We start from the raw sequence: 18503 nt of genomic DNA on the forward strand, positions 1-18503 counted from the left end.
GAGATGGAAAAAGATTCACCCACGACGATCGTTCTGCTCCGTCATGGGCGGACAACGTGGAATCGCGCCGGAATCCTTATTGGCCAGAAAGATATACCGCTCGATGCTGGCGGGCGACAGGAGGCAAAAAGCGCGGTCGGTTCGCTTGCCGGGATCGACGCCATCTACTCAAGTCCACTCTCGCGTTGCAGAGAGACTGCCAGCATCATCGGCGAGTGCCTCGAATTACCGGTGACGTTCATCCGTGGCCTCTCGGAACGGCATTGGGGTGCCTTCGAGGGTCGCCCAAAATCGGAGCGTAACAGGTCTCAAGATCCTGAGGGCGGCGAGAGCGCCGAGGCGTTCCGGGCGCGCGTAGAGGAAACGCTCCGCCATATCGTCGGCGCAAAGCCACTCATAGTCACGCATTCCGGCGTGATACGCCTTCTCTGCGCCCATCCGCACGAAGTGATTCCGCATGCCGAGCCGATCGAGTCGTCCTACGAGAAAGTCGCTTCGTTGCGACGCTAAATGACCGCCGTAAGCAACGATCGAGCGACCTGATCAAGTGACTACCAAATAGGAACATCTGTGTGTGTAGACGCCCAGAACATCTTCGCAATAAGTTGTCCTGCTGAAGATTGTGTAGGTTGTCGGCGAAGGTTGACCGAAAACTGTGCACTTGCAGCGAATTTCCGCTTTCCGCCCAACTCCCCCCCCTTCCCTCGCCAGCCTGTAGCCGCTACACCCCTTTACGTGCCCCGAACACAGGACGCGTCGTGAATGCCTCAACCTGCCCCACAGCCCGAAAATGCCCCGTTTCTGTCCGATCTGATGGAGATCGAGCCGGACTGGATCGACTATAACGGGCATCTCAACATGGCCTATTACACGGTGCTGTTTGATCGCGGGGCCGATCAGGTCTATCCGCTGATCGGGTTCGGGGCGGATTATGCCGAAACGCGGAAGCTGACCACCTATACGGCCGAGTTTCATATCCGGTACATGCGCGAGCTGCATCTGGGCGATCGGGTGCGGGTGTCATTCCAGTTGATTGATCATGACGCCAAACGCTTTCACAGTTTTCAGCATCTGTATCACGAAGATGGCTGGCTGGCGGCAACGGCCGAAGGGCTGACGCTGCATGTGGACATGACCGGGCCGAAGGTGACACCGATGCCGGATGACATCATGGCCAGTCTCGGTGCGATGCAGGCCGCGCATGATGCCTTGCCACGCCCCGAGGGGATCGGGCGCAGGATCAGCATCCGCAACTCGATCCGGCGATAAACGCCCTCGACGGCGCGACGAGCCCTGGCCTGAAGCCTTGCCAGCTGAACCTGAGACGGGGTTAAGTGGCAACGCCGTGCAACAAATCAATATTGTCGGCGTCTCAACGGAAACTCGTATTTCAAGTTTCCCACGAAACGCTCTAAGCTGGGCCGTGTTGGCAGGGTTGCCGACGTGAACACGTGCTGACCAAGGAAGTGACGCGCTCCGCCATGCGACTGCCATGCTGACGCTCCTGCTGCGCCGCCTCGTATTGGGGGCCATCACCGTGGTGATCGTCTCGCTGCTGATCTTTGCGGGGGTCGAGGCATTGCCCGGCGATGCCTGCACCGCCTTCCTTGAACGCGAGGCGCAAGGCGCGCTGCTGGAGAAATGCCGCGTCGACCTGGGGCTCGATCGGTCGGCGTTCACACGCTATTTCGAATGGGCGGGCGGCGCCGTGCGGGGTGATTTCGGCATGTCGGCGGGCGGGACGGAACGCATCGCGACGCTGGTCACCGACCGGCTGAAGAACTCGGCCCTGCTGGCGGCCTGCGCGCTGGCCGTGGGGGTGCCGCTGGCGATCCTGCTGGGGGTGATCACCGGGCTATGGCGCGACCGGCCCGTGGATCTGATCCTGTCCACATCGGCCATTCTGGCGATGACCATCCCCGAATTCGTCTCGGCCACGGTGCTGATCCTGATCTTCTCGGTCTGGCTGCGCTGGATACCGGGCATCGTGGTGGCGCCGGCGGATTATCCGATCTCGGCATTTTTCCCCGAGATCATCCTGCCGATCATCGTGCTGTCGATGGTGATGACGGCGCATATCCTGCGCATGGTGCGGTCCTCGGTGATCGAGGTGATGGCGAGCGATTTCGTGCAGATGGCCACGCTCAAGGGCGTGCCCTACTGGCAGGTGGTGTTCCGCCACGCATTGCCCAGCGCGCTGCTGCCCGCGATCAACGTGGTGGCGCTGACGGTGGCGTGGCTGCTGGGCGGGGTGGTGGTGATCGAGGTGGTGTTCAACTATCCCGGCATGGGGCGGATGATGATCGACGCCATTTCCGACCGCGATCTGCCGGTGGTGCAGGCGATCACGCTGATCGTGGCCGTCACCTATGTGGGGGTGAACCTGACAGCGGACATCCTGACGATGCTGCTGAACCCGCGGCTGCGCACCTACCATATGAGGCGGAGATGAGCGGCGTGGCGCAGGCCCGGAGCAGTGGCCGCATGCAGCGGCTCTGGTGCGTGTTGCGCGACGTGGCGGCGCGCCCGTCGGGTGCGGTGGGGCTGTCGCTGGTGGGGTTTCACATCCTGCTGGCAGCGCTGGGACCGTGGCTCGTGCCCTATGACACCGGCGCGATGAGCTCTGGCGAAATGCTGGAAACGCCAAGCATGGCGCATTGGATGGGGACCGATCACCTGGGCCGCGATATCGCGTCAAGGGTGATGCTGGGCGGGCGCGAAGCGCTGATCGTGACCGGCCTTGCCACGCCGCTGGCGATGCTCTGGGGTGGGTTCACCGGGCTGGCGCTGGGGCTGGCGGGCGGGCGGATCGACGAGGCGATGATGCGCATTGTCGATGCGTTCCTGTCGCTGCCGGGCATCCTGATCCTGCTGGTGCTGGTGATGACCTTCGGCACCAGCAACGCGGTGCTTGTGCCGACGCTGGGCTTTCTTTTTGGCATACCGATCATCCGGGTGGCGCGGGCCGCCACGCATGAGGTGATCGCGCGCGATTTCGTCGCCGCCGCGCGGGCGCGCGGGCATGGTGCCATGACGATCATCGCGGTCGAGTTGCTGCCCAATGTGCGCGATACGCTGATGGTCGAGGGCGCGATGCGCTGGTCCTGGATGCTGCTGGCCTTCTCGTCGCTCTCGTTCCTGGGCTTCGGCGTCGCGCCGCCGACGCCGGATTGGGGGCTGATGATCGCGGATGGGCGGATCTACATGAGCCTGGCGCTGTGGGGCGTACTGGGGCCGGTCATTGCGCTCAGTTCGCTGATCGTCGGCATCAATCTGGCGGCGGATGCGCTGGCCAAATCGCTGGGGATCGACCGCGCGCGCAAGGCGGTGATCTGAGATGGGCGCGTCACCTCTTATCCAGATCAAGGGCCTCAGCGTCGGCTTTACCGGGCTTTCGGGGCGCACGCTGCCGGTGCTGCACGATGTCGATCTGAGCGTCGCACGCGGCCAGAGCGTCGGGCTGGTGGGCGAATCCGGATCAGGCAAGAGCACGCTGGCGCTGGCCGCGATGGGATACCTCAAATCCGGGCTGCGGCTGTTGAATGGGACGGTGCGCTTTGACGGGCACGACATGTTCGACCAGCGCCGCACCGGGCTGGAGGCGATCCGCGGCGGGCAGTTGGGCCTCGTGCCTCAGAATGCCGGGCAGTCCCTGACGCCGACGATCCGCATCGGCAAGCAGATGGCCGAGGCGCTGCGCCTGCACAGCCCCCTGCCCCGCGCCGATCACCGCGCGCGCGCGCTGGAATTGCTGGAACAGGTGCGCCTGCCCGACCCCGAGGCGATCTACCGGCGTTATGCTCATGAGCTGTCCGGCGGGCAGCAACAGCGGGTGGCGATTGCCATGGCGCTGGCGGGCGATCCCGATGCGTTGCTGCTGGACGAGCCGACGACCGGGCTGGATGTGACGACACAGGCGCATATCCTGGACCTGCTGCGCGATCTGGCGCAGGCGCGGCACATGGCGATGCTCTATGTCAGTCACGATCTGGGAGTGATCGCGCGCACCTGCGACCGGGTGATGGTGATGTATGCGGGAGAAGTGGTGCTGGAGGGCGGCACGCGCGACGTGCTGCGCGCGCCCGTGCATCCCTATGCGCGCGGGCTTCTGGCCTCGATCCCGAAGCTGGCCGACACGCATCTGCCGGTGGCGCTGGAGGGCCGCCCGCCAGCGCCCGGCGAGGGGCGCACGGGCTGTGCCTTTGCGCCGCGCTGTGCGCTGGCAAGCGATGAATGCCGCGCCGCGCCGGTTGCGATGCAGACCGCGGCGCGCGGAATGCAGGCGCGCTGCCTGCATCACGAGCGCGTGGCCGCCCTGCCCCTCGGCGGGACTGGCGCGGCCCCCGTCCACACGGTACGCGACGGCCCCCCGGCGCTGGCGCTGGAAGATCTGGCCGTCTGCTATGCGCGGCCCGGTTTCTGGGACAAGCTGACCGGTGCGGCGCCGCCCGTGGCGACGGTGCAGGGAATCACCACGCAGATCGCGCGCGGCGAGACGCTGGGTCTTGTGGGCGAAAGCGGCAGCGGCAAGTCAACGATCCTCAAGGCGATTGCCGGGCTTCTGGCGCCGCTGGCCGGCACCATCGCGCTGGATGGCAACACCCCGCTGCCGCCGCTGGTCGCCGCGCGCCGCCCGGCCCAGTTGCGCCGGGTTCAGCTGATATTTCAGAACCCCGATGACAGCCTCAACCCGCGTCACAGCGTGGCTCAGATACTGGCGCAGCCGCTGAAGCTCTATCACGGGTTGGGGGGCCCCGCCTTGAGGGCCCGGCAAGAGGCGCTGCTGGAACAGGTGCGGCTGGGCGCGCATTACCTTGACCGGCTGCCAAGGCAATTGTCGGGGGGCGAGAAACAGCGCGTCGCCATCGCCCGCGCCTTTGCCGCCGATCCCGATATCGTTCTGTGCGACGAGGTGACATCGGCGCTGGATGTGTCGGTGCAGGCGGCGGTGCTGGAACTGCTGAACGATTTGAAGGCGGCGGCGGCGGCCACCTATGTCTTTGTCAGTCACGATCTGGCCGTCGTGCATGCGCTGGCGGACCGGGTTGCCGTCCTCTACCAGGGGCGGCTGTGCGAGATCGGGCCGACCGCCGCAGTCTATGGCCGTCCGTCGCATCCCTATACCGAGGTGCTGCTGGGCGCGGTGCTGGAGCCCGATCCCGATGCCGCGCCGCGCCTGCTGACCAATGATGCTGCCGACCTTGCGCCGCCCGCCACGGGCTGTCCGTTCCAGCGCCGGTGCCCGCGTCATATGGGGGCGGTCTGCGACACCGAAGTGCCGCCGCCGCGCAGCGGGCCGGACGGGCATGTGATCTATTGCCATCTGCCCGCCGAAGCGCTTGAGGCAGACATGGCACCGGGCGGGACCGCATCGTGACATGCGGGCAATTCCGGCTTTCCCCCCGCTGCGCAGGCGTTTAGGTTGCCTCGACGATCCACTTTGACCACTGGACCATTGCCATGACCCGCTATGAATACAAGGTGCTTACCCCGCCCGCCAAAGGCGTCAAGGCACCGGGCCGGAAAACCGCCGAAGCGCGCCACGCCAACGCGGTAGAGCTGTTTCTGAACGAACAGGCCAGCGCGGGCTGGGAATATTTGCGTTCGGACATCCTGCCCAACATTGAACGGCAGGGGCTGACCTCCAGCCAGACGGTTTACCGCACCGTTATGGTGTTCCGCCGTCCGGTCGAGGATGCGGCCGAGATGGTGATCGCCGAGGCGCAGGCCGTTGCCGAAGCGCCAGCGCCGGTCGCGCCCGAAACGGCGCCTGTCGCTGAACCGCCGAGCCGCGACATGCCGGAGCCTGCCGAAACCGACCCGGCACCGGAAGCCGATCCCGGCCATGAGCCCGACGACGCGCCGCGCAAGCCGTAGCGACCGCCAAGGCGGCCACGCCGCGCCGCTGCTTTCAGCCGCTGACTTCGAGCGCCAGCGCGTGGATCTGCCCCATCAGGGTGGGACCGATGGCCGCATGCACCGCGCGGTGCTGCGCGATCCGGCTCTTGCCGCTCAGTTCCGGCGCACGCATCCGCACCCGAAAATGCGACTGCCCGCCTTCGGGATAGCCCGCATGACCGCGATGCGACTCACTTTCGTCGATGACTTCCAGATGCTCTGCCTGAAACGCTGCGAGCAGCGCCTCACGAATTTCCGCCGATCTGTTCATTTTTTCCACTCCACCCCTTCTCTTCACTGACCAATAGCCTAAGGTGCCCTGCTTGAAATCTGAATCTCGAACCTGCAGGAAATCTGCAGGAGAGATTGGTTCGCAACCGTGTTTTTGGTTTTCTCTGTTTCAGTAAGGCCGAAAAATACATTAGACTTACCGCTCCGTTACGAAAAGAGGTGCCCGATGACCAAATCCGATCCATTTGGCTTCGATATGTCCGTTTCATCCGCCAAGAAGAAGAACCCGCGTGGACGCCGGGGGATGTCGGGCGCATCAGAGACATCAACGCGCTTGTGCGAACACGAGGGCTGTCAGGAGGCCGGCAAGTACCGCGCGCCCAAGGCGCCGGATGTGCTGGATGACTATTACTGGTTCTGCCAGCAGCATGTGCGAGAGTACAACCTGAAGTGGAATTTCTTTGACGGCACCACCGAGGCCGAGATGAATGCCCAATTGTCCAAGGACAAGGTGTGGGAACGCGAGACCAAGCCGATGGGCGATCCCGAGGCGCGCGCCTGGGCCCGGCTGGGCATCGAGGACCCGCATCAGGTGCTGGGCGGCAACGCCACGCGCAACCCCGGCAAATCCCGCTCGGGCCAGCGCCGCCTGCCGCCGACCGAACGCCAGGCAATCGAGATTCTGGAGGCCGAGGACAATTGGTCCAAGGCCGATATCCGCAAGTCCTACAAATCGCTGATCAAGGTGCTGCACCCGGACATCAACGGCGGCGACCGCAGCCAGGAAGAGCAGCTACAACAGGTCGTGTGGGCCTGGGAGCAGATCAAGCAGAGCCGGAACTTCAAGTAGAATTGGCAACGGGGCGCGCGCGCACCCCGCGCCCTTGGCGTTATCCAAACGTAAAAGAGCGGGCCGACCGGCCCGCTCTGAAACAACTATCCAACGATTTCAGAAGCAATCAGGATGCCAGCTTGGCATCCAGCGTGATCTCTGCATTCGAGGTTTTCGATATGGGGGTGTTTTTCCTGGTGGTCTCGGCGACCTGCTGGAAATCCGCATCGCTGATCCCAGGGACGCGCGCTGTCACAACCAGATGCACGTGGGTCACGGCCAAACCGCCAACGGCCTCGTCCAACGTAACCTGCGCCTTGGCATCAATCTGCTTGGCGGTCAGGCCCTTCTCGGCCAGAAGCTTCGACATCGTCATTGCGTAGGCGCCTGCATAGGCCGCGCCCATGAGCCCCTCGGGAGTGGCGCTGGATATGTCCTTGAACCGCTTATCAAGACCGTTGGCGTTGTCCTTCAGCACGCCGCTCTGGGTGCTGCTGGTTCCTTTGCCGTCCTTCAGATCGTCTTGCTTTTTGGGCGATGCGCTACGTTCCACTCAGTGGCTCCTCCTAAATCGTCAATTTACCGGAAATATCCCGCTTCTGCGGGCTTACGCAGCGTTAACGCCACGTCATCGGAAAAGGTTCCACGAGATCGGAAGGTTTTTCGTGAGCCACGGGCGCAGGCCGGGCTGGAGCAGCCGGAACCACCCCCTGCCCGCCATGCGCTATGCCGGTTTGAAGATCAGGCTGACACCGTTGAGACAGTGCCGTTTGCCCGTGGGCGCGGGCCCGTCATCAAAGATGTGGCCGAGGTGGCTGCCGCAGCGGCGGCAATGGCATTCGGTGCGAACCGCAAAGAAGCTGCGGTCGGCCTTGGTGCCGATGGCATTGGGCAAGGCTTTGTAGAAGCTGGGCCAGCCAGTGCCACTGTCGTATTTCGTGGAGGAAGGATACAGCGCCAGATCACAGCCCCGGCAATGATAGGTGCCGTCTGCGTATTGTTTGTCCAATGGCGAGCTGCCAGCGCGTTCGGTCGCCTCTTCGCGCATCACGGCATATTGGATATCGTTCAGCCGGGCGCGCCATTCGGCCTCTGTGCGGGTGATCTCGAAATCGCCTGCCCCCATCGAGGGGTGCGCCAGCGCGGTGACGGATCCGGCGGCCAGCACGGTCGCTATGAAATGACGTCTCTGCATGTCTTTCTCTCCTCTTCGTACGGGCAGCGCGGTCCATTCAATCTGGTGGTGGCGGGCCCGCATCACAAGGCACGGGCCCGCACGATCAGGTGACAATTGTTACCTGACCGGATTCGCCGGAGGGTTTACATCCCGGGCAGGATGACGCCGTCGACGACGTGAATGACGCCGTTGGACTGTTTCACATCCGCGATGGTCACGTGGATCATGCGGTCTTGCTCGTCCGTCAGGGTGATCGTGTCACCGTCATAGGTGGCATCGAGCATGCAGCCGCCCAGCGTCGGCACGACATGGCTGCCGCCATCATCGTCGATCATGCCCTTGATGGCCATCGCCATGGCATCGGCGCCGACCACGTGACAGGTCAGGATCTTGGTCAACTGGTCCTTGTTCTCGGGCTTCAGCAGAGTTTCGACCGTGCCCTCGGGCAGTGCGGCGAAAGCGTCGTTCGTGGGAGCGAATACGGTGAACGGCCCCTCACCCGACAGGGTTTCGACCAGACCGGCGGCCTTGACGGCGGCAACGAGCGTGGTGTGATCCGCCGAGTTGACCGCGTTCTCGACGATGTTCTTGTCGGCGAACATCGCGGCACCGCCCACCATCGGGTTACTGGTGGCGATCTGTTGGGTGTCGGTATTGGTGTTGGTGTTTCCGGCCATCAGCGACGTGGCGCCAAGGCAGATCGCAGCGGTGGTGCCCAGAAAACGTGCAAGTGTCATGGTATTTCTCCTCTACGGTCCGGGCGGTATTGCCCGGTTTGCGACAGGAGACACGGCGCGGCGCAGGAGAAAGTTTCAGACCGGCGAAAAAAGTTTTCGTGGCGATCAGGTCGGGCTGACAGGACCGATGGCCAGAACCGCGCCGGTGGCCACACCGGTGGGCGAGCCGCCCGGTGGTTCATCGGAAATGGCCAGAACGCCGCCAGCCAGTTGCGCGCGCAATCCTTCGGGGATCGTAAGGCTGCCAGCCTGTGTCTCGGGCAGCACGCCCAGCGATACAGGCGCATTGTCGCCCGCGATCAGCCACAGCTCCAGCGCGCGGCCCGAAGCCGCGCCGCCGACATCGCGCCTGAGATAAAGCTCACCGTTATCCGCATCATAGGCCGCCTGCACGATCAGGCTGCCATCCTCGGCCGCGATCTGCGCCACATAGGCGGGATCGGCGGGCGCGCTCGGTCCGGTGTCGAAAAGTCCGGCATTGAGCCCGATCACGACGGCCACCGCCGCTGCTGCCAGACTGCCGCTGACCCAGCCCAGACCCAGCCGCTGCATCAGGGAAGGCTTCGCTGCGGCGCCGAAAATCCGGGCTTCGATTCGCGACAGCAGGTTCGGCGGCGGCGTCACTTCGGCGATGCCATCGGTCATGCCGACAAAATCCTCGGCCCAGGCGGCGTAGAGCGCGCGCAATTCGGGCTCTTGCACCAGACGCGCCTCGAAACGGGTGGCTTCCTCGGGCGTCAGCAACCCGAGGGCATATTCCCCCGCGAGGATACGGTCATCCTCGTCATATGGCTGCCGGCCGTCGGTCATCGCGTCAGACACTCCTTCAGTTTCAGCAGGCTGCGGCGCAGCCAGGTTCGCATCGTGTTCAGCGGCACGTCAAACGCCGCCGCAAGCTCTGCGTAGCTTTCGCCTTGCAGATAGGCCCGCCGCACGGCGGCAGCGCGGCCTTCCTCCAGTTCCGCAAAACACCCGACGAGTTTCTCTCGCTCAGAGCCTTGCACCACCAGCGCCTCTGGCCCCGGTGCGGCATCGGCCACGGCCTCGGCGGCATCCAGCCCTGCCTGACCTTCGCGGCGCTTGCGCAGCCGGTCGATCGCGCTGTTGCGTGCGATCGTGATCAGCCAGGTCATCGGACTGAGACCATTGGCGCGGTAGCGATCGGCATTGTGCCAAACCTTGACATAGACCTCCTGCAGCACCTCTTCGGCCTCGGAGCGGTCATTCAACACACGCAGCGCCACGCCGAAAAGTTTCGCCGATGTGGCGGAATAAAGCACGCCAAAGGCCGCACGGTCGCCGGTGGCGGTGCGGGCAATCTGCTCTTCTATGGCGTCGGGTGTCACGCGGGCGGCTCTTTCGCAGGGTTCTGACAGAGTTAGGGCGGCCTGCGGCAAAGGCCAGCAAATCTTTGGCTTTCCCTTGCCCTTGGTTGCAATATGTTGCACGAGGAACGACGACACAAAACGACCGACAAAGGACCCCGCATATGGCCGACGGTAGCATTGACATGAACGCAAAGCCCACCGAGGAGATTTCGGTGCGCGAGGTTTTCGGCATCGACTCCGACATGAATATCAAGGGGTTTGCGACGCGCACCGACCGTGTGCCCGACCTCGATTCCACCTACAAGTTCGACCCCGACACGACGCTGGCGATTCTGGCGGGCTTTGCCCATAACCGCCGGGTGATGATCCAGGGCTATCACGGCACCGGCAAATCGACCCATATCGAGCAGGTTGCGGCGCGGCTCAACTGGCCTTGCGTGCGCGTCAACCTCGACAGCCACATCAGCCGGATCGACCTGATCGGCAAGGACGCGATCAAGCTGCGCGACGGCGTTCAGGTCACCGAATTCCACGAAGGCATCCTGCCCTGGGCGCTGCGCAACCCGACGGCAATCGTCTTTGACGAATATGACGCGGGCCGCGCTGACGTGATGTTCGTGATCCAGCGGGTGCTGGAGGCAGACGGCAAGCTGACGCTCCTGGACCAGAACGAAGTGATCACGCCGAACCCGTTTTTCCGCCTGTTTGCCACGGCCAACACCGTCGGCCTCGGCGACACGACGGGCCTCTATCACGGCACCCAGCAGATCAACCAGGGCCAGATGGACCGCTGGAGCCTGGTGGCGACGCTGAACTATCTGAGCCATGACGCGGAAGTGAACATCGTGCTGTCCAAGAACCCGGTGTTCAACACCGAGAAGGGCCGCAAGACGATCAGCCAGATGGTCACGGTCGCAGATCTGTCGCGTACCGCGTTCATGAATGGCGAGCTGTCCACGGTGATGAGCCCCCGGACGGTGATCGCCTGGGCGCAGAACACCACGATTTTCCGCGATGTGGGCTACGCGTTCCGCCTGACATTCCTGAACAAATGCGACGAGCTGGAGCGCCAGACCGTAGCCGAGTTCTACCAGCGTTGCTTTGACGAGGAACTGCCCGAGAGCGCTGCGAGCATGAGCATTCGGTAGCGGTTCCTCCGCCCTGTCGGGCGTCCTCGCGAAGTCCGCCCGCAAGGGCGGCGGCGCGGCGCACTGGCATTCGGAGGGAATTGTCCCTAGTTTTGTCCAAACACGAGCTTGAAAAGCTGCGCCCATGAGCAAACCATCCGACAACCCAGCCGATCCGTTCAAGAAGGCCCTCGCCGAGGCCACCAAGGTCATGGCGAATGATGCCGAGCTGTCGATCACCTACTCGATGGACCCCGCTGGCGTGTCGGGCGACGCGATGCGTCTGCCGCAAGTCAGCCGCCGGATGACCCGCGAGGAAGTGCTGCATGCGCGCGGCACTGCCGACGCGCTGGCGCTGAAGCACAAGTATCACAATGCGGCCACCCACGCGCGCTACGCCCCACCCGGCGACATGGCGCGCGACATCTACGAGGCGATGGAGACCGCACGCTGCGAAGCCGTAGGCGCACGTACCATGCCCGGCACAGCCAGCAACATCGACAGCAAGATCGCCGCCGAGGCGCAGCGCCTGGGGTTCGATCAGATCACCGATGCCGCCAATGCGCCGCTGGCCACTGCTGCGGGCTACCTGATTCGTCACCTTGCCACTGGCCGCGACATGCCCGAGGGCGCGCAGAACGTCATGGATCTTTGGCGCGGCTTCATCGAGGCGGAGGCCGGTGGCACGCTGGAGAACCTGCAGGATACGCTGGCCGACCAGACGCAATTCGCCAAGTTCGCCCGCCAGATTATCGAAGACCTGGGCTATGGCGACCAGCTGGGCGATGACCCCGACGCGCAGGACGACGATCAGGACGACGAGGCCGAGGAAAACGCCGAAGAGCAGGAAGAGCCTGACAGCAGCGGCCAGGACGACAGCGAAAGCGAAGACGCCGACGCCGATCCCGAACAGTCGCAGGAAGAACAGCAGGACGCGTCGCAGGCGCAGGTCAGCATGGACGACATGGCCGACGAGGACATGGGCGAGGAAACCGACATGCCCGACGGCGAGGCCCCGCTGGAGCCGCCCGCGCCGCAGCCGGTTTCTGACGCGGACCCCGATTATCTGGTCTACTCCACCGATTTTGACGAAGAGATCAACGCCGAGGATCTGGCCGAGCCGGTCGAGCTGGAACGCCTGCGCGCCTATCTCGACCAGCAGCTGGAACCGCTCAAGGGCGCGGTGAGCCGGCTTGCCAACAAGCTGCAACGCCGCCTTCAGGCACAGCAGAACCGGTCGTGGGAGTTTGACCGCGAAGAGGGTATTCTGGATGCCGGGCGCTTGGCGCGCGTGGTGGCCAGCCCGACGACGCCGCTCAGCTTCAAGGTGGAAAAGGATACCGAGTTCCGCGATACGGTCGTGACGCTCTTGCTGGACAATTCCGGCTCGATGCGGGGCCGCCCGATCAGCATCGCGGCGATCTGTGCCGACGTGTTGGCGCGCACGCTGGAGCGGTGCAGCGTCAAGGTCGAGATCCTCGGCTTTACCACGCGGGCCTGGAAAGGCGGGCAGAGTCGCGAGGCATGGCTGGCCGAGGGCCGCCCGCAACTGCCCGGCCGCCTGAATGATCTGCGCCACATCATCTACAAATCCGCCGACAGCCCGATGCGGCGGACCCGGCAGAACCTCGGCCTGATGATGAAGGAAGGGCTGCTGAAGGAAAATATCGACGGCGAGGCGCTGGAATGGGCGCACCGGCGGATCACGGCGCGGCGCGAAGTTCGCAAGATCCTGATGGTGATCAGCGACGGTGCCCCGGTAGATGACAGCACGCTGAGCGTGAACCCGGCCAACTACCTCGAAAAGCACCTGCGCGACGTGATCGCGATGGTCGAAAAGCGCCGGGCGGTGGAACTGCTGGCCATCGGCATCGGCCATGACGTGACCCGCTATTATGACCGCGCCGTGACGATCACGGATGTGGATCAGTTGGCCGGCGCGATGACCGAACAACTGGCGGCGCTGTTTGACAGCGATCCGCGCGCCCGGGCGCGGGTGATGGGGATGCGCCGGGTCGGCTGAACACGCTGATCCGCCGCGCGATCCCGGCCCCACGGCCCCCGGCAAAGGGGGCGCGCAAATCCTGCAAATCTGGTCGGATATCAAAATATTTGGCGCTGCTTGTCTGCGGACGATACGCCGGGCGAAACAATTTGCGCAGAACGAAACAGATTGTTTCCAATTCAGGCATTGCCAAGACGTTGCCCCCGCGTGACGATTCAGCCGACTCTGGCCGAATATTTTCCGGAGAGTCGGTAAAAATTGGGGATGAATACAATGGGATACCTAACAAGATTCAAGGCATTGGTCGTCGGCGCGATACTGGCCGTCTCGATGACGGGTGCGGCTTCGGCAGCGACGATCACCGGTGATCCGCAGGGCAACAGCTTTGGCTGGACACCGAACAGCACCAACGCGCTCAACTATGCGATGTTGGTACCTGGGCGTGAGGGCCAGACTGCGCCATATGTCCTTTTCAATTCGAATGCGGTGGGGTCTGTCACGCTGGATTTCTACAACTTTGCTCCCGGAGGGACATATTTCGAGACCCGAATTGACGGAATCGCGACGGGCACCACCGCGCACCCGGTTGTTATCGGTGATACGATTCATTCAGGTGGTACCTCGCTTGCCTCCGGCACCTCCCTTCTTGGCAAAACTTTCAACGCCACGAACTACGTTGATATCCGGCTGGCGCTGGGTGGCGAACGGGATTGGGATTTCGACTGGGTGAGGTTTGAAACCGCCCCCGCCACCCCCGTGCCGTTGCCTGCTGGCCTGCCACTTCTGCTGGGCGGTCTGGGCATGCTCGGGTTCGTCAAGCGGCGCCGCAAGACCTGAGACGCAGACTGAACTGAATACCTGCAAACTGCGTGCGCAACACGCGGTTTGCAGGCGGTGCTGTTTAACAGCGACTCGGGTTATCCCCCCGCTCAATTGAGCGCCGCTATTTAGTGGTTGATGCGGGATCATCGCCCTGAACAGGGTGCGACGCGCCAAAAACTCAAAATACCCGATCTCCTCTGGCCGCGTCCTGCCGCCAGCACAGCCTGTCGCGCCCTGATCGAACGGGTTGATGGCGAGGGCTGGTCATTTCCGCGCGTGTGCGCGAAAACTGCGACAATCGGAATCCACCAAAAGGCCCCGCTTCATGTTCCAGACGTTCCAGGACAAAGCCAATCCCGAACACGGCCCCGCACGCCTTGCTGCGTTGCGCGAGGCGATGGCTGCCGCCGGGCTCGATGGCTATCTCGTGCCTCGGGCCGATGTGCATCAGGGCGAATATGTCGCGCCCGGCGACGAGCGGCTGGCATGGCTCACCGGCTTTACCGGGTCGGCCGGGTTTGCCGCCATCACGGCTGCGCGCGCGGGTGTCTTTGTCGATGGGCGTTACCGCGAACAGGTGCGTGTCCAGACCGACGACACGGCCTATCAGCCGGTAGACTGGCCCGAGACCAAGCTGGCGGACTGGCTGAAAGACGCGCTGCCCGAGGGCGGGCGCGTGGGATACGACACTTGGCTGCACACGCCGTCGGAGATCGATTCGCTGACCGAGGCGCTGGCTGGCAGCGGCATCGTTCTGAGCGCGTCGGCCAACCTTGTCGATGCGATCTGGACCGACCGCCCCGGCCCGCCGATGGGGGCGATCAGCGCCTATCCCGATGACCTCGCCGGAGAGACGAGCGCGGCCAAGCGCGCCCGTCTGGCCGAGGCGCTGCGCGCCGATGGGGCACGCGCGGCGGTGCTGACGCTGCCCGACAGCATCGCTTGGCTGCTGAACATTCGCGGCGCGGACATCCCGCGCAATCCGGTGGCCCACGCCTTTGCCATCCTGCACGATGACGGGCGCACGCAGCTATTCGTGAACGCCGCCAAGCTGGGCGCGCTGCCGGAGGGCTGCCGCAGCGGCGGCGTCACCGCCCTGCCCGACACCGACCTGCCCGCAGCACTGGCGCAGTTGACCGGACCCGTGCGGCTGGACAAATCCAGCGTGCCCATGGCTATCGTCAACCTGCTGAGCGAGTCCGGGGTTGCGCATGAATACGGCGCCGAGCCCTGCACATTGCCCAAGGCGCGCAAGAACGCGGCACAGCTGGACGCCACCCGCGCCGCGCATCTGCGTGATGCCGCCGCAGTCTGCGAGGCGCTGGCATGGCTTGACGCCCAAGCGCCGGGCACGGTGACCGAAATCGACGTGGTGACCCAACTGGAAGAGTGTCGGCGCGCGACCGGTGCGCTGCTTGATATCAGCTTCGACACGATTGCGGGCAGCGGCCCCAACGGGGCGCTGGCGCATTACCGCGTCTCGGAGGCATCGAACCGCACGCTTGAGGATGGCGATCTGCTGGTGCTGGACAGCGGCGGGCAATATCTGGACGGCACCACCGACATTACCCGCACCGTGCCCATCGGCGACCCCGGCGCAGACGAGCGCGCCGCCTTTACCCGTGTCCTGCAAGGCATGATCGCGATCAGCCGCCTGCGCTGGCCTGCGGGCTTGGCGGGGCGTGATCTGGATGCGATTGCGCGCTATCCGCTGTGGTTGGCGGATCAGGATTATGCCCACGGCACCGGCCACGGGATTGGTGTGTATCTGTGCGTCCATGAAGGGCCGCAGCGGATCAGCCGCATCAGCGAAGTGCCGCTGGAGCCGGGGATGATCGTGTCGAATGAACCGGGATACTACCGCGCGGGCGCTTTCGGGATCCGGATCGAGAATATTCTGGTGGTCACGCAGGCTGAACGGCTGGAGGGCGGCGATATCGACGGCAAGCTGTGTTTCGAGACGCTCAATTACGTGCCAATCGACCGCCGCCTGATCGACGTGGACCGGCTGAGCGGCGAAGAGCGTGACTGGCTTGATGATTATCACGAGCTTTGCGCCGAGCGGATCGGCCCATTGGTCGAAGGTGACGTGGCGCATTGGCTGAAATCGGCAACCCGCCCATTGTGACATTCCACTGGCGCGCAGGGCGGTTTGCCGATTAGGATGCGGCTGATTCAAGAACAGGGGACCTCATGGGGCATATCAAGATTCGTAAAGCATTGGGAACATGGACTGTTCGCGCGGGCGGCGCCGTTCTGGCCGAGACCGCCAACGGGCTGGAACTGACCGAGGGCAGCCACCCGCCGGTGATCTATTTCCCGCGCAGCGATATCGCCATGGCCTTTCTCGACAACAGTGAGCAGACCACCAAATGCCCGCACAAGGGGCAGGCCAGCTACTATCATATCGTCACCAAGAGCAAGACGCTGGAAAATGCCGCCTGGAGCTTTGACGACCCGAACCCCGTGGCGGCGGCCATCAAGGGCCATCTGGCGTTTCACCCCAGTGATACGGTGACGGTCGAACGGGTCTGAGATCGGCCAACGCATCAGGCGTTCGCCTTGGCGGTCAGGGGGCGTGACGGCCCGGCCCGCGCGGCCTCAGCTATGCTCTTCCTGGCTGACCGCGGACAAGGCACTGTTGAACGCCTTGAGCGCATCTACGTGAAAGAGCGCGCCCAAAAGTTCCGGCGGCGCGCCGCCTGCCGACAGCGTGACCACCGGAATGAACAAGACACCGCTGCGATCAAAGATCGGCATGGCGGCCTCCAGCGTGGCGTTGCCGTCGATATAGATGCCGTCCTCGATCATCTCCCAGCAGGCGTCAGGCGATGCGGCACGCGCATCGTCGGGGCTGCGCATCAGCGTGGCAACCCGGCTCATCGACAGCAGATAGGCCTGCGGGCCTGCTGCCAGACGGATGCCGCGCCGCTCCAGCTGGGTGAGAAAGAAAGAGCGATCCACCAGCCGGCTGGCCAGCGCGGTGGACATCGACACCGCGACCATCACGGCAAGGCCGGTTTGCCAGTCGCCGGTCATCTCGAATACGATGAGCGTGGTGGAGATCGGCGCGCCCAGCACCGCCGCCGCAACCGCCCCCATCCCGGCCAGCGCATAGAGGGTGTGCGAGCCTGACACTTCGGGAAAGACCGCCGTGGCAATCAGGCCGAAGGCCAGCCCGGTGAGTGCCCCGAGCATCAGCGAGGGCGAAAATATGCCGCCCCCCATCCGCCCGCCAAAGGTGATGGACACCGCCGCCACCTTGAGCACCGCGAAGACAATGGCCTCGTGCAGCACAAGCTGGCCGGTCAGTGCCGCGCTTGTCGTCTCGTAGCCGACGCCGATGATATGCGGGAACCAGATCGCCAACGTGCCCAGAATCCCGCCCGCGATTGCCGGGCGCAGCCAGCGTGGCAGACCGACGGCGCGCTGCATCTCGTCGCCGATATCCTCGGTAAAGAACACCGCGTACATCAGAACCGTGGCCACGCCGCCGCAAACCAGCCCCAGCAACAGGAAGGCGGGCAGTTCCTGGTAGAACTCCAGGGCGGTGGACACAGGCAGGGTGAATTCGGTGATGTCGCCAAATTCGAGCCGGTTGATCACCGTGCCCGCGACAGAGGCGATCACGATCGGCGCGAAGGCGTGCACGGCGAAATGCCGCAGCACCACTTCGAGTGCAAAGAGCGCGCCGGCAATGGGCGCATTGAAACTGGCCGAAACAGCGGCCGCAACGGCACAGCCCAGCAGGTCGCGCCCGTTTATGCCATTCGCGTGGATGCGGTCGCTGACCCAGCTGGAGATCACCGCCGCCAGGTGCACCACCGGCCCCTCGCGCCCGGAAGAGCCCCCCGTGCCCAGCGTGATCAGCGATGCAGCGGCCGAGGCCAGCCCCGCGCGCTTTTCGACCCGGCCATCGTTCATCGCCGCGCCCTCGATCACATCGGCAACGGCCCGCACGCGCCCGTCGGGGGTGAAATTGTGCAGGATGAGGCCCACCGCCAGCCCGCCGCAGATCGGCACGATCAGCATCCAGTACCATGGCAGCAAAGTGGTATAGCCGTGCAGCAACGCCGTGCTGTCATCGCCATAGGTGATCATCTGCAACCAGTTGATCCCCTTGCGGAAAAACAGCGCGGCAAAACCCGCCGCGATCCCGATGATCAACGCGATCAGCCAGAACTGGAACTGGCTCGGCCCGCGCGACAGCATCACGTGCCAGGCCTTGCGCAACGCCGCAGCCAGGGCGGTGGCATATCGTGACAGTTGGGGCGTCTCTGGTTCTGGCATACAGCCTTCGTATCCGGGTCCGTGACGCGGCCTTTCGCGATCACGCCGCATGCTCT

19 protein-coding genes are annotated in these 18503 nt (G+C 64.2%); 12 read left to right on the plus strand and 7 right to left on the minus strand.

Going from position 1 to position 18503, the window contains the following annotated elements; all coding sequences use genetic code 11:
* Nucleotides 1-3: 3 nt before the first annotated feature.
* The 6 genes from O3306_RS16495 (at nt 4) to O3306_RS16520 (ending at nt 5877) form a co-directional block, all read left to right on the plus strand.
* Nucleotides 4-510: a histidine phosphatase family protein gene (locus tag O3306_RS16495; RefSeq protein WP_272009290.1), complete on the plus strand. Its 507-nt coding sequence runs from the start codon at nt 4-6 to the stop codon at nt 508-510.
* 252 nt (nt 511-762) lie between these two features.
* Nucleotides 763-1269, plus strand: a complete 507-nt coding sequence (locus tag O3306_RS16500) for a thioesterase family protein (RefSeq protein ID WP_272009292.1) — start codon at nt 763-765, stop codon at nt 1267-1269.
* Nucleotides 1270-1492: 223 nt separating this feature from the next.
* Entirely contained in the window at nt 1493-2452 is a 960-nt protein-coding gene (locus tag O3306_RS16505) for an ABC transporter permease (RefSeq protein WP_272009294.1), read from the plus strand.
* Nucleotides 2453-2484: 32 nt separating this feature from the next.
* A complete protein-coding gene (locus tag O3306_RS16510; RefSeq protein ID WP_272009296.1) occupies nt 2485-3336 on the plus strand; it encodes an ABC transporter permease in 852 nt (283 codons plus the stop codon).
* Between the two features lies 1 nt (nt 3337).
* Nucleotides 3338-5377, plus strand: coding sequence for an ABC transporter ATP-binding protein (locus O3306_RS16515; protein WP_272009298.1), 2040 nt, complete (start codon nt 3338-3340; stop codon nt 5375-5377).
* Nucleotides 5378-5460: 83 nt separating this feature from the next.
* Entirely contained in the window at nt 5461-5877 is a 417-nt protein-coding gene (locus O3306_RS16520; protein WP_272009300.1) for a hypothetical protein, read from the plus strand.
* Between the two features lie 34 nt (nt 5878-5911).
* On the opposite strand, the gene O3306_RS16525 is transcribed toward O3306_RS16520, so the two are convergent.
* Nucleotides 5912-6169, minus strand: a complete 258-nt coding sequence (locus O3306_RS16525) for a BolA family protein (protein WP_272009302.1) — start codon at nt 6167-6169, stop codon at nt 5912-5914.
* A 186-nt stretch (nt 6170-6355) separates the two neighbouring features.
* Here O3306_RS16525 and O3306_RS16530 point away from each other — a divergent pair, with 186 nt between their 5' ends.
* Nucleotides 6356-6979, plus strand: a complete 624-nt coding sequence (locus O3306_RS16530) for a DnaJ domain-containing protein (protein ID WP_272009304.1) — start codon at nt 6356-6358, stop codon at nt 6977-6979.
* Nucleotides 6980-7088: 109 nt separating this feature from the next.
* On the opposite strand, the gene O3306_RS16535 is transcribed toward O3306_RS16530, so the two are convergent.
* From O3306_RS16535 to O3306_RS16555, 5 genes are all read right to left on the minus strand, one after another.
* Nucleotides 7089-7514: an OsmC family protein gene (locus O3306_RS16535; RefSeq protein WP_272009306.1), complete on the minus strand. Its 426-nt coding sequence runs from the start codon at nt 7512-7514 to the stop codon at nt 7089-7091.
* 171 nt (nt 7515-7685) lie between these two features.
* Nucleotides 7686-8156: a peptide-methionine (R)-S-oxide reductase MsrB gene (msrB, locus tag O3306_RS16540; RefSeq protein ID WP_272009308.1), complete on the minus strand. Its 471-nt coding sequence runs from the start codon at nt 8154-8156 to the stop codon at nt 7686-7688.
* Nucleotides 8157-8281: 125 nt separating this feature from the next.
* Entirely contained in the window at nt 8282-8815 is a 534-nt protein-coding gene (locus tag O3306_RS16545) for a fasciclin domain-containing protein (protein WP_272009467.1), read from the minus strand.
* 165 nt (nt 8816-8980) lie between these two features.
* Nucleotides 8981-9685, minus strand: a complete 705-nt coding sequence (locus O3306_RS16550) for an anti-sigma factor (protein WP_272009309.1) — start codon at nt 9683-9685, stop codon at nt 8981-8983.
* Nucleotides 9682-10221 (minus strand): sigma-70 family RNA polymerase sigma factor, encoded by a 540-nt coding sequence (locus O3306_RS16555; RefSeq protein WP_272009311.1) that lies wholly within the window; start codon nt 10219-10221, stop codon nt 9682-9684. Before O3306_RS16555 ends, O3306_RS16550 begins: the two co-directional genes overlap by 4 nt.
* A gap of 143 nt (nt 10222-10364) precedes the next feature.
* Here O3306_RS16555 and cobS point away from each other — a divergent pair, with 143 nt between their 5' ends.
* From cobS to O3306_RS16580, 5 genes are all read left to right on the plus strand, one after another.
* The gene (gene cobS, locus O3306_RS16560; RefSeq protein ID WP_272009313.1) at nt 10365-11351 is read left to right on the plus strand and encodes a cobaltochelatase subunit CobS; all 987 of its coding nucleotides are present in this window, start codon (nt 10365-10367) and stop codon (nt 11349-11351) included.
* Nucleotides 11352-11475: 124 nt separating this feature from the next.
* Nucleotides 11476-13353, plus strand: a complete 1878-nt coding sequence (gene cobT / locus O3306_RS16565) for a cobaltochelatase subunit CobT (RefSeq protein WP_272009315.1) — start codon at nt 11476-11478, stop codon at nt 13351-13353.
* A gap of 255 nt (nt 13354-13608) precedes the next feature.
* Nucleotides 13609-14172, plus strand: a complete 564-nt coding sequence (locus O3306_RS16570) for a VPLPA-CTERM sorting domain-containing protein (protein ID WP_272009317.1) — start codon at nt 13609-13611, stop codon at nt 14170-14172.
* Nucleotides 14173-14482: 310 nt separating this feature from the next.
* On the plus strand, nt 14483-16285 hold the full coding sequence (locus O3306_RS16575; RefSeq protein WP_272009319.1) for an aminopeptidase P family protein: 1803 nt from the start codon (nt 14483-14485) through the stop codon (nt 16283-16285).
* Nucleotides 16286-16350: 65 nt separating this feature from the next.
* Nucleotides 16351-16692 (plus strand): DUF427 domain-containing protein, encoded by a 342-nt coding sequence (locus tag O3306_RS16580; protein ID WP_272009321.1) that lies wholly within the window; start codon nt 16351-16353, stop codon nt 16690-16692.
* Nucleotides 16693-16758: 66 nt separating this feature from the next.
* Here O3306_RS16580 and O3306_RS16585 read toward each other — a convergent pair whose 3' ends face one another.
* Complete coding sequence (locus O3306_RS16585) at nt 16759-18447, minus strand: chloride channel protein (RefSeq protein WP_272009323.1); 1689 nt, start codon at nt 18445-18447, stop codon at nt 16759-16761.
* Nucleotides 18448-18503 lie beyond the last annotated feature (56 nt).

It is taken from the genome of Roseovarius sp. ZX-A-9 (genome assembly GCF_028369135.1).
GTDB lineage: Bacteria > Pseudomonadota > Alphaproteobacteria > Rhodobacterales > Rhodobacteraceae > Roseovarius.